General features: G+C 67.7%; 9 protein-coding genes and 1 pseudogene. 7 read left to right on the top strand and 3 right to left on the bottom strand.

Features of this window, described 5'->3' with window-relative positions; translation table 11 throughout:
- Positions 1–392 precede the first annotated feature (392 nt).
- The 3 genes and pseudogenes from flhF (at position 393) to AB4Y44_RS39590 (ending at position 4,361) form a co-directional block, all read left to right on the top strand.
- The gene (gene flhF / locus AB4Y44_RS39600; protein ID WP_368702548.1) at positions 393–2,498 is read left to right on the top strand and encodes a flagellar biosynthesis protein FlhF; all 2,106 of its coding nucleotides are present in this window, start codon (positions 393–395) and stop codon (positions 2,496–2,498) included.
- A pseudogene (locus AB4Y44_RS39595) lies at positions 2,491–3,273 on the top strand (MinD/ParA family protein); the annotation flags it as partial. The gene flhF and the pseudogene AB4Y44_RS39595, both read left to right, overlap by 8 nt.
- A 356-nt stretch (positions 3,274–3,629) precedes the next feature.
- Positions 3,630–4,361, top strand: coding sequence for an RNA polymerase sigma factor FliA (locus AB4Y44_RS39590; RefSeq protein ID WP_028203358.1), 732 nt, complete (start codon positions 3,630–3,632; stop codon positions 4,359–4,361).
- Positions 4,362–4,537: 176 nt separating this feature from the next.
- Here the strand turns inward: AB4Y44_RS39590 and AB4Y44_RS39585 are convergent, their stop codons facing one another.
- The 3 genes from AB4Y44_RS39585 to flgA form a co-directional block, all read right to left on the bottom strand.
- Positions 4,538–4,981: a flagella synthesis protein FlgN gene (locus AB4Y44_RS39585; RefSeq protein WP_069264359.1), complete on the bottom strand. Its 444-nt coding sequence runs from the start codon at positions 4,979–4,981 to the stop codon at positions 4,538–4,540.
- 50 nt (positions 4,982–5,031) lie between these two features.
- Positions 5,032–5,376, bottom strand: a complete 345-nt coding sequence (gene flgM / locus AB4Y44_RS39580) for a flagellar biosynthesis anti-sigma factor FlgM (protein ID WP_368702547.1) — start codon at positions 5,374–5,376, stop codon at positions 5,032–5,034.
- Positions 5,377–5,556: 180 nt separating this feature from the next.
- Positions 5,557–6,849, bottom strand: a complete 1,293-nt coding sequence (flgA, locus tag AB4Y44_RS39575; protein ID WP_368702546.1) for a flagellar basal body P-ring formation chaperone FlgA — start codon at positions 6,847–6,849, stop codon at positions 5,557–5,559.
- 246 nt (positions 6,850–7,095) lie between these two features.
- On the opposite strand from flgA, the gene AB4Y44_RS39570 reads away from it, so the two are divergent.
- The 4 genes from AB4Y44_RS39570 to flgE all read left to right on the top strand — a co-directional run bounded on the left by AB4Y44_RS39570 (position 7,096) and on the right by flgE (position 10,245).
- Entirely contained in the window at positions 7,096–7,611 is a 516-nt protein-coding gene (locus AB4Y44_RS39570; protein WP_342949209.1) for a flagellar basal body protein, read from the top strand.
- Between the two features lie 93 nt (positions 7,612–7,704).
- Positions 7,705–8,130: a flagellar basal body rod protein FlgC gene (gene flgC / locus AB4Y44_RS39565; RefSeq protein WP_133183396.1), complete on the top strand. Its 426-nt coding sequence runs from the start codon at positions 7,705–7,707 to the stop codon at positions 8,128–8,130.
- Between the two features lie 202 nt (positions 8,131–8,332).
- Positions 8,333–8,980, top strand: coding sequence for a flagellar hook assembly protein FlgD (locus tag AB4Y44_RS39560; RefSeq protein WP_342920438.1), 648 nt, complete (start codon positions 8,333–8,335; stop codon positions 8,978–8,980).
- A 26-nt stretch (positions 8,981–9,006) separates the two neighbouring features.
- Entirely contained in the window at positions 9,007–10,245 is a 1,239-nt protein-coding gene (gene flgE / locus AB4Y44_RS39555) for a flagellar hook protein FlgE (RefSeq protein WP_342920362.1), read from the top strand.
- Positions 10,246–10,264: the final 19 nt, after the last annotated feature.

The raw sequence follows: 10,264 nt of genomic DNA, 5'->3' as shown, positions 1-10,264 counted from the left end.
CGGGAGCGGCTGAAGTCTCTTCCCAACGAAAAACGACCCGGCCGCGCATGCGACCGGGTCGTCAAGTCCCGCCCCTCGCGTTACTCCGTTCGGTACCTTAAAAAAGACCTTAACTGAACGGCATTACGCTTCTTGCGGGCTTTTTCGTTAGCCGAGCCGCGTGCGAGCCTTTCTGCGCGTAATTTTTCCCTGTCCGCCCCCCCCGCCACCGATTCCGCGAATTGCCCGCATTTCTCCGCCCTGATCCATCGATCATGGGGGGCTCACCTTCGAAATAATTCCAACATCGGAAAAGGCCTTGCGTAAGACGCCAGGCCGGCAGCAATCCAGCGCCATTCCAGCAACAGACGACCGGCGGCGGCATTGGCCGCTCACCTCATCAGGGGCTTAGCTTGAACATTCGCAAATTCATCGGTGGCACCAGCCGCGACGCGTTACGGCTCGTACGCGAAGCGCTGGGTGCGGACGCCGTCGTTCTGTCGAACCGTACGCTCGACGACGGCAGCGTCGAAATCGTCGCGCTCGCGGACCGCGATCTCGCGGCGATCGCGCCGGCCGATGCCGCCGCCGCGCAAGGCCTGGGTGGCCTCGTGGCGCAGGGTGGTCAAGGCGCCCCGTTCGCGCAGCCCTCGGCCGCCATGACGCAGATGTCGCGCGCGCCGCGCAGCGCGCCTGGCGCCGCTCCCGCGGCGCTCGCCGCCCCGGTCGGCAGTGCCAACCCCTACGCGAGCGGCATGCCGGACGTGTTCTCCTCGGTGTTCGGCGCGAGCCCGGAAGTGGGCGTCGAAAACGGCGGCGCAAGTGCCGATGCCGATGCCGATGGCGACCACGCCGCCGACACCGCCGTCTCGCTCGGCAAGGAAGCGGCGGCCGCGTCGGCCGCCATTACACCGCTTTCGGCTTCGTCGCCGTCTTCGCGTGCCGCGGCGGGACAGCAGGCCGCGCGATCGGCGATGCCGCCGACGCTGCAAGCCGCGATGCAGCCGGCGCAGTCGCAACAAGCCGTCCCGCATGCCCATTCGCCGCTGCAAATGGCGCTGCAGGCCGCGACCGGGTCGCTCGCCTCGCCGGCCTTTGCGCCATCGTTTGCGTCCACGGCGCCGACCGCCAACGCAAACGCCCAGGCCGCCGCACGCGAAGCCGCCGCGCGGCTCGAACAGGCCGCCGCCGCGTCGGCGGGCGACACACCGCGCACGATGGCCGAATCGAACCCCTGGCTGATCGACCACGCCCGCCGCATCGCGAACCAGCAGAACGCGCCGCGCGTGCCGGGCATGACGCCCGCCGCCGCCGCCGCGCGCGGCCTCGGCAGCGTCGCCGACCCGGTGTTGCCGCCCGACGTCGACGCCAGCACGCCCGACTGGGCGCTCGAGGCCGCTCATGTCGCCGCGCGCCGCGCCGCGCAGCGCCTCGGCCACGGTCCGGAAGCCGCCGGCCCCGCGCCCGGCAGCCGCAATGCGCAAGGCGCCGATGCGGCGCAAACCGTGAGCGAAGCGATCCGCGCGCGCATCGAGCAGGTCGTCAACGAAACCGTGATGAACGAGCTCGCCTCCATGCGCGGCATGATGGAAGAGCAGTTCGCCGGCCTCCTGTGGGGCGAGCGCCAGCGCCGCAGCCCGGTGCAGGGCGCGCTCACCAAGCAGCTGTTCGCTGCGGGCTTCTCGGCGCAACTCGTGAAGATGATGATCGACCGCCTGCCCGACGTGCAAACCGAAGAGGCCGGCATGGAGTGGCTGCAGTCGGTGCTCGAATCGAACCTGCCCGTGCTCGAAGACGAAGAAGCGCTCATGGAGCGCGGCGGTGTGTTCGCGCTGATGGGCCCGACGGGCGTGGGCAAGACCACGACCACGGCGAAGCTCGCCGCGCGCTGCGTGATGCGCTTCGGCGCGAGCAAGGTGGCGCTGCTCACCACCGATAGCTACCGGATCGGCGGCCACGAGCAACTGCGCATCTTCGGCAAGATCCTCGGCGTTTCGGTGCACGCGGTGCGCGACGGCGCGGACCTCCAGCTCGCGCTCACCGAACTCAAGAACAAGCACATCGTGCTGATCGACACGATCGGCATGAGCCAGCGCGACCGCGCCGTGGCCGACCAGATCGCCATGCTGTGCGGCGCGGGCCGCCCGGTGCAGCGCCTGCTGCTGCTCTCGGCGACCAACCACGGCGACACGCTCAACGAAGTCGTGCAGGCCTACCAGAGCGGCCCGGACAACGCGCCGCTCACGGGCTGCATCCTCACCAAGCTCGACGAGGCGACCAACCTCGGCAGCGCACTCGACACCGTGCTGCGCTACAAGCTGCCGGTGCATTACGTCTCGACGGGCCAGAAGGTCCCCGAGAACCTTTACGTGGCGACGCGCCGCTTCCTGATCCGCAGTGCTTTCTGCATTCCGCGAGAGAGTTCGCCGTTCGTGCCGCACGAAGACGATATCCCGGCGCTCCTGTCGGCACTCTCGACGCGTTCGAATTCGCAGGCTCCCGAGGTCAGGTTTGGATAAGTTCGTAATCGATCAGGCAGAAGGGCTGCGGCGGCTTCTCGCGCGTGAAGGCTCGCGCGTGGTCGCAGTGACGGGCGGTGCAGGTTCGCCGGGACGCACGACCGCGGTGGTCAATCTCGCGGCGGCGCTCACCGCGCAGGGCAAGGACGTGCTCGTGATCGACGAGTGTCTGGGACCCCGCTCGGTCTGTGCGCTGGTGGGCGGTGTGAGGGGCGCAGGCAACTTCGCCGCCGTCATGCGCGGCGAGCGCACGCTCGACGAAGCCGTGGGCCGTCATGCGCTCGGCTTCGGCGTGCTGGCCGCCTCGCGCGACAACCGTGCGCAGTACACGGCCGCCCAGCTGCAGAAGGTCATTTCGGGTCCCGCGGACATCGTCCTGATCGACGCGCAGCTCGACGCCGATGGCGCGCTTTCGCCGCTCGCCATGCACGCGCACGACGTGCTGATCGTGATGCGCATCGGTGCGCAGTCGATCACGGACGCCTACGCGTGCATGAAACGGCTGCACTTCGCCCATGCGATCGCGCAGTTTCGCGTGCTCGCGAATCATGTGGCGAACGCCAGCGACGCGCAGGCCGCGATCGAGAACCTCGCGGGGGTGGCGAGCCGCTACCTGAGCGTGTCGCTCGAAAGCGCCGGCAGCGTCGCCGCCGATCAGCACATGGCGCAGGCGCTCAGGCTCGCACGCTGCATCGTCGATGCGTTTCCGTCGACGGCCGCCGCGCGCGATTTCCGCCACGTGGCCGCCGAACTGCCGCATTGGCCGATGCGACCCGCGGTCTCGGCGTGCTCGCCGGCCACGGCGCGCACCAATGCACTATTCGGCGCGAAGGACGAAGAACATGAAGCGGCGGGCCACGCACCCGCCGACGATCTGGACGACGCGCCGCAAGCCGGCGTCCAGCCCCACGCTACCCATGCAACAAACGCCGCACACAGCACGCTCGCCGCGAACGCCGATTCGTTCGTTGCGGCCGTGACGGGTGTGCATCCCGCACCCAACGCAACATCCGCGTCCGCGCCGTCCCATGTGGGCTGGCGGACCGATACGCCCGCGCAGCGGACGTCGCCGCAGCACGTCTGACGTGCGCACGACGACGCCAATCAGGGAGATGAGAAGTGGAGAGCACGATGTATAACGCTCAAGGAAAAATTTCGCAGGCCGACGTGCTCGCGAAGTACGCGCCGCTCGTCAGGCGGCTCGGCTTGCAGCTCGTCGCCAAGATGCCGGCGAGCGTGGACCTCGACGACCTGATCCAGGCCGGCATGATCGGCCTGCTCGACGCGGCCAACCGCTACAAGGAAGATCAGGGCGCGCAGTTCGAGACCTATGCGAGCCAGCGCATTCGCGGCGCGATGCTCGACGAGCTGCGCAGCAACGACTGGCTGCCGCGCAGCCTGCGCCGCACCTCGCGTGAAGTGGAAAGCGCGGTGCACAAGGTGGAGCAGCGGCTCGGGCGCTCGGCCAGCGAAACGGAAATCGCCGAGCATCTGAGCATGCCGCTCGACGAGTATCAGAGCATGCTGCAGGAACTGCACGGCAGCCAGCTCATCTACTACGAAGACTTCGACCGTTCCGCCGAGGACGAACCGTTCCTCGACCGCTACTGCGTCGATCATTCGGACCCGCTCTCGGCGCTGCTCGACGACAGCCTGCGCGGCGCGCTCGTCGAGGCGATCGACCGGCTGCCCGAGCGCGAGAAGCTGCTCATGTCGCTCTATTACGAGCGCGGCATGAACCTGCGCGAAATCGGCGCGGTGATGGAGGTGAGCGAGTCGCGCGTGTGCCAGCTGCACAGCCAGGCGGTGGCGCGCCTGCGCACGCGGCTGCGCGAGATGTCGTGGGCCGGCCAGGAGAATTGAGGCGGTAGACGCTCCGCGCGGCTGCCAGCGCGAGCCGGAGTGCAGTTGCAGTGAAAGAGCCGGGGTCGCGAGAGCGCTTCGGCTTTTTTGTTGGTGGATTGGACTCGCGCAAAACAAAAAAGCCGAAGCATCATTGCTTCGGCTTTTGTCTTTGGGCGAACGACGTGCGTGCGCGCTTACAGCCCGAACGCCGGCAGCCGCCCATCGGGACCGTACAGCATCGAGCCGTTGCCCGTTTCGCCGCGCAGGATCGAGAGCGCGCGGCGGTTATGTTCCATGCGCGTGCGAATCATCATGCCAATGGTGAGATTCTTGCGGCGCGCGCGCTCGGTCGAGCCTTTGAGCAGCGCCCACTGGCTTGCCAGACGCGCGTCGCCGTCGCAGGCCATTTCGATGCCCTTGCGGCCGCCCGGCAGGCCGAGGCCGGCCAGTTGCGCGTCGCGCGCCTTTTCCAGGCCCGCGAGACGCTGCGTGAGCGTGGTCTTCTGCTCGACGATCTGCGGCAGCGCCTCCATGCCGTCGGCCGACACGAGCGCCTTCTCTTCATAGGCGAGCAGCGACGCGAACGCCTCGACCGTGGCGTGTTCGTCGATCAGTGTGGCCAACAGGGCATCTTTCATTGCAAGGCACCAAAAAAAGCGAGGTTTGCGCGGCGCTCGCGCATCGGGCGTCAGTTGCCCGACGTCGGCTTCATGAGGTCGCGCGCGGTCTGGATCACGCCGTCGGCGATCTTGCCGGAGTCGATCTGCAACGTGCCGTTGCGGATCGCGTCCTTGATCGACTGCACGTGCGCCGTGTCGATGTCGGCCGAACCGCTCGCCGCGAGCGAGCGCATCGTCGACGAGAGCGACGAGAGACTCACGTTCGCGCCGCCTTGAGCGGCGGCGGTCGTGCTGCCTGCCGCGCCGGAGGTGGCCGCGGTGTCGGTGCTTATGCCGGTCGAATCGGCTTGCGAGCGCGCGAGGCCATCCTGCCGCGTGCGCGGATCATTGCGGGTGGAGGAGTCAACTTTCACGATGGGCGTTCCTGATCGATTTGACCTTGATAACGGCACAGGTCGGGCCGAACTTTAGCCGAAAATCCCACCGTTACATGCTGTTACGTGTGCTGGCGCACCAAGCCGGAAACGGCCGGATCGGGCCGCCGGACGGGGCTCAGCGCGCCCTGATCCGGCCCTTGTCAGCGCTTACCGGCCCTAGATCTGCACCTGCACGGTACCCGCGTCCTTGACCACGCCCGAGATGATCTGGCCGCCGCTCGTGCGCACGCGCACCTGCTGGCCGGGCTCGGCGTTGTTGAGTGCGCTGCCCTCGGCGGAGATCGTGAAGTTGCTGCCCACGGCGATCACCTTGACCGTCTGTCCGATGACCACCGAGGCGGCGCTGCGCAGCATGTCGGTGCGCAGCGGCAGTCCCGCGGAAATGCGCGCGAGCGCGACGGCGCCGGTCGCCTGGTTGGGATCGGTGATGATGGTCTGCGGCAGGTTCGCGAGGTCGCCCGCGCGCGGCATGAAATCGGCGGCCGAAAGCGCCTCGCCCGCGCCGATCTGGCGCGAGGCCACGTAGTAGGTCACGTCGACGGCAATGCGCGCGCTCACATAGAGCGTCCACGGCTTCGCGCCGATGCAGCGCACGCCCACGGTCGTGTGGCCATAGGTGCGTGCGCCCGGCGGCATGAACGGCTCGAGTGAGGTGCAGGCTGCGAGGCCACGCGGAAACACCGGCGCGACCGTGACGCTCACGTGGCCCGGCAAGCCTGCCGACTGCTGCTGCAGGAAGGCGAGCGCGGCGGCGCGGATCGATTCGCCGTCCTGCTGGCCGGGCGGCGTGGCTTGCACGTTCGTGGCGACGGCGCTGGTATTAGGGTTCGGCGGCGCGCTGGTGCTTGCGCTGGCAACCGGCTTCGCGCCCGCGAGCGCCGCTGCGCCCGCGTCCACGACCACCGGGGCGACGCGGTTCGCGGCGGTAGACAGGTTCACGCGCTGCAGCGTGCCCGCGTTGTTCGCATTGGCCGCCGGCACGCGCATGGGCTGGGCGCCCGCGCCCGGCGCGGGAACCGTGACGATGCGCGGCGCGTCGCCCTGGGGCGCGCGCTCGCCGGGACCCGGAATCGTGATCATGCCGTTCGACTCGACGCCCGCTCGCGCATCCTCGGGCACGCCGTGCGAATTCAGATCGGCGTAGCTGGCCGCGCGCAGCGGCGCGGCCTCGCTGGCGGGAGCATTGCTGGCCGCAGCCGCGGCGGGCTTCTTCGCATTGCTGGCAAGCAGCGCGTTCATCTGCGCGGCGTCGGCGCCCGCGCGGTCGCCGGGGCCCGCGATGAAGATCTGGCCGCCGGCGGCTTCAGGTTGCGCCGGCGTTTGTGCATGAGCGAGCGCACTGCCAAGGGCGCAGGCCAGCACGCACGTCCAGGACGCGCGCCACGACAGCGCGCGCGCACGCCGCTCCAGGCCGGCGTGCGGCCTACGGAAAGGGGCAGTCTGCGGCATTGTCGTTCTCCATCGAATGCATTGACACGCCTCGCATTCTAGGCGGCGGCCCCCGCGCGCTTGCGTCGAATAGAGGGGCGCTTTACCGGCTATTCGTCCGATTGGTTCTTGCCACCCCCGCCTAATATTCCACTCCATGCGCAAAGGCCTTCGGACCACGCGCCTAACGTTTGCGCCGGTTTTCTCGCCGATGGCGAGCCCGCCGCGCTCACGCCGAATCCTTTTTCGTTTTACGGAGAACGCCCGATGCTGGACAAACTCGATGCCGAATTCGCCTTTGGGCGCGAAGCGCTCGATGTGCGCGCCACGCGGCAGGCATTGATCTCTTCGAACATCGCGAACGCCGACACGCCGGGCTACCAGGCGCGCGACGTGGACTTCGCGGCGTCGCTCGCCGGCGCGCTGCGCCAGCAGGGCGCCGGCGGCACGGTGGGCATGAAGGCCACCTCGGGCGGCAACGCCCAGCCGCTCGCCATGGCGCAGCCCGCGGGCGTGACGAGCGGCATGCAGATGGCGTCCACGGAATCGGGCCACATGGCCGGCGACGCGAAGCTGATCCCGACGGGCGGCCCGGCCGACACCTACAAGAGCCAGCTCATGTACCGCACGCCGGTGCAGCCCGCGCTCGACGGCAACACGGTCGATCTCGATACCGAACGCGTGCAGTTCGCCGACAACGCGCTGCACTTCGAGTCGGGCATGACGGTGGTCTCGCAGCAGATCAAGACGATGCTCTCCGCGATCACCTCGGGTTCGAGCTGATCGCCGCTCGCAGCGCAGCCGGAAAACGCAGTAACGAAGCCATGAACGACCAACGCGCGCGTGACGCGCACCTGATGTGAGGTCAACGAAACCATGCCATCCCTGATGAACATCTTCAGCGTTGCGGGCTCCGCCATGACGGCGGAATCGCAGCGTCTGAACGTGACGGCGTCCAATCTCGCCAACGCCGACAGCACGACCGGCCCCGACGGCCAGCCGTACAAGGCGAAGCAGGTCGTGTTCGCGGTGAACCCGCTCGGCGGTGCGCGCACGGCCTCGGGCCAGCAGGTGGGCGGCGTCAGGGTGACCGGCGTGGTGGACGACCCCACGCCCATGAAACAGACCTACGACCCCGACAATCCCTCCGCCAACGCGGACGGCTACGTGACGATGCCGAACGTCGATCCGGTCCAGGAGATGGTGAACATGATCTCGGCGTCGCGCTCGTACCAGGCCAACGTCGAAACGCTGAACACGGCCAAGACGCTGATGCTCAAGACGCTCACGATCGGAACCTAAAGCGGGAAACCTGAAGCACGGCACGCAGCAGTCAGTACGGACACTGCAGTACATACAGAGACCAGCGGGCGCGAAATGAAGCCGCGCCCGCCACCACCACACGCCAAAGCACGAAGCGCAATCGAGGGAGAACGCGTTGAGTTCCAGCAACACAACCATCGGCGGCAGTACCGCCACCGTGTCGCAGCAACTGCTCGACACCATGAACGGCACGAGCTCGAGTTCGTCGTCGGCGTCGTCGAGCGGCACGAGCGCGAGCGACCTGCAGACCACCTTCTTGCGGATGCTCGTCGCGCAATTGCAGAACCAGGACCCGACTAATCCGATGGACAGCTCGCAGATGACCTCGCAGCTCGCCCAGATCAACACGGTCTCGGGCATCCAGCAGCTCAATACGTCGCTGTCGTCGCTCTCCACGCAGCTTTCGGCGGGCCAGAACGCGCAGGCTGCGCTGCTGATCGGCTCGACCGTGCTCGCTCCGGGCAGCAGCGCCGCCGTGTCGAGCGGCAGCGCGCCGCAGCTCGGCGTGACGCTGCCTTCGGCGGTGTCGGACGTGAAGCTCACGATCACCAACTCGGCAGGCCAGGTCGTCAACACGCTCGACCTCGGCGCGCAGTCGGCCGGCACCGTACCGGTCACCTGGAACGGCAAGGACAGCTCAGGCAACACGGTCGCCGACGGCACCTACACGATCACCGCCAGCGCGACCACCAACGGCCAGTCCGCTACTGCCACCGCGCTCGTCGCGAGCAAGGTGCAGGGCGTGGTCCAGCAGTCGGACGGCACGGCGAGCCTCTCGCTCGCCAACGGCAAAACGGTCGCGCTTTCGAGCGTCGGCGCCATTCTCTGAACACGATAAAGGCGGAGTAGACAAACATGGGCTACCAGCAAGGATTGAGCGGCCTCGCCGCGTCGTCGAACGACCTCGACGTGATCGGCAACAACATCGCCAACGCGAACACCGTTGGCTTCAAGCAGAGCACGGCGCAGTTCGCCGACGTCTACGCGAACACCATCGCGACGTCGGTGGGCAACCAGATCGGCCTCGGCGCCTCGCTGCAGACCGTGCAGCAGGACTTCGCGCAAGGCACGATCAGCACGACGGGCCAGGCGCTGAACGTCGCCATCAACGGCAACGGCTTCTACCAGATGTCGAACAACGGCACGATCACGTATTCGCGTAACGGCGTGTTCCAGCTCGACAAGAACGGCTTTATCACCGACGCGTCGGGCAATGACCTGATGGGCTATGCCGCCAGTTCGACCGGCGTGATCAATACCGCGCAGACCGTGCCGCTGCAGGTGCCGACTACCAACATCGCGCCGGTTGCGACCAAGAACATCACGGCGCAGCTGAACCTGAACGCGCAGGCCACGACGCCGACCACCACGACCTTCAGCGAAACCGACTCGAAGAGCTACACGTATTCGACGTCGGTCACGGCCTACGACACGCTCGGCGGCACCCAGACGGTCAACATGTATTTCGTGAAGGACGCGACGAGCGGCCAGTGGGACGTGTATGCCGGCCAGGCCGGCTCGGTGTCGAAGCTCGGCACGGCACAGTTCAGCTCGGCCGGCGCGCTGCAGAGCATCACGGCCAGCGCCCCGGCAACGACCAACGGCACTACGTCGTTCACTTTCAGCATTAACCCGACCGACGGCTCCACGACGCCCCAGTCGCTGACGCTCGACCTCGCGGGCACGACCCAGTACGGCTCGGCCAACGGCGTGAACAACCTCGCCCAGGACGGCTACGCGAGCGGCACGCTCTCGAACTTCTCGATCGGCGCGGACGGCACCATCACCGGCAACTACTCGAACGGCCAGACCATGTCGCTCGGCCAGATCGTGCTCGCCAATTTCAACAACCCGAACGGCCTCCTGAACCTGGGCGGCAACCAGTTCCAGCAAACGGCGGCATCGGGCGTCGCGCAGGTCTCCACGCCGGGCAGCACGAACCACGGCACGCTCACGGGCGGCGCGCTCGAAGCGTCGAACGTCGACCTGACGAACCAGCTCGTCGACCTGATCACGGCCCAGCGCAACTACCAGGCGAACGCGCAGACCATCAAGACGCAGCAGACCGTCGACCAGACGCTGCTGCAGATGTAACGCGTCTAACCACGTACCG

The sequence above is a fragment of the Paraburkholderia sp. BR10937 genome (genome assembly GCF_040965695.1).
Classification (GTDB): Bacteria; Pseudomonadota; Gammaproteobacteria; order Burkholderiales; family Burkholderiaceae; genus Paraburkholderia.
The sequence above is the reverse complement of the archived record's forward strand: the minus strand, read 5'-3'. Positions and strand labels throughout refer to the sequence as shown.

Coding starts and splice junctions, on each gene's coding strand:
- AB4Y44_RS39570 (WP_342949209.1), top strand. CDS start 7,096: ATGCTGGACAAACTCGATGCCGAATTCGCCTTTGGGCGCGAAGCGCTC.
- flgC (WP_133183396.1), top strand. CDS start 7,705: ATGCCATCCCTGATGAACATCTTCAGCGTTGCGGGCTCCGCCATGACG.
- flgA (WP_368702546.1), bottom strand. CDS start 6,849: ATGCCGCAGACTGCCCCTTTCCGTAGGCCGCACGCCGGCCTGGAGCGG.
- AB4Y44_RS39585 (WP_069264359.1), bottom strand. CDS start 4,981: ATGAAAGATGCCCTGTTGGCCACACTGATCGACGAACACGCCACGGTC.
- AB4Y44_RS39560 (WP_342920438.1), top strand. CDS start 8,333: ATGAACGGCACGAGCTCGAGTTCGTCGTCGGCGTCGTCGAGCGGCACG.
- AB4Y44_RS39590 (WP_028203358.1), top strand. CDS start 3,630: ATGTATAACGCTCAAGGAAAAATTTCGCAGGCCGACGTGCTCGCGAAG.
- flgE (WP_342920362.1), top strand. CDS start 9,007: ATGGGCTACCAGCAAGGATTGAGCGGCCTCGCCGCGTCGTCGAACGAC.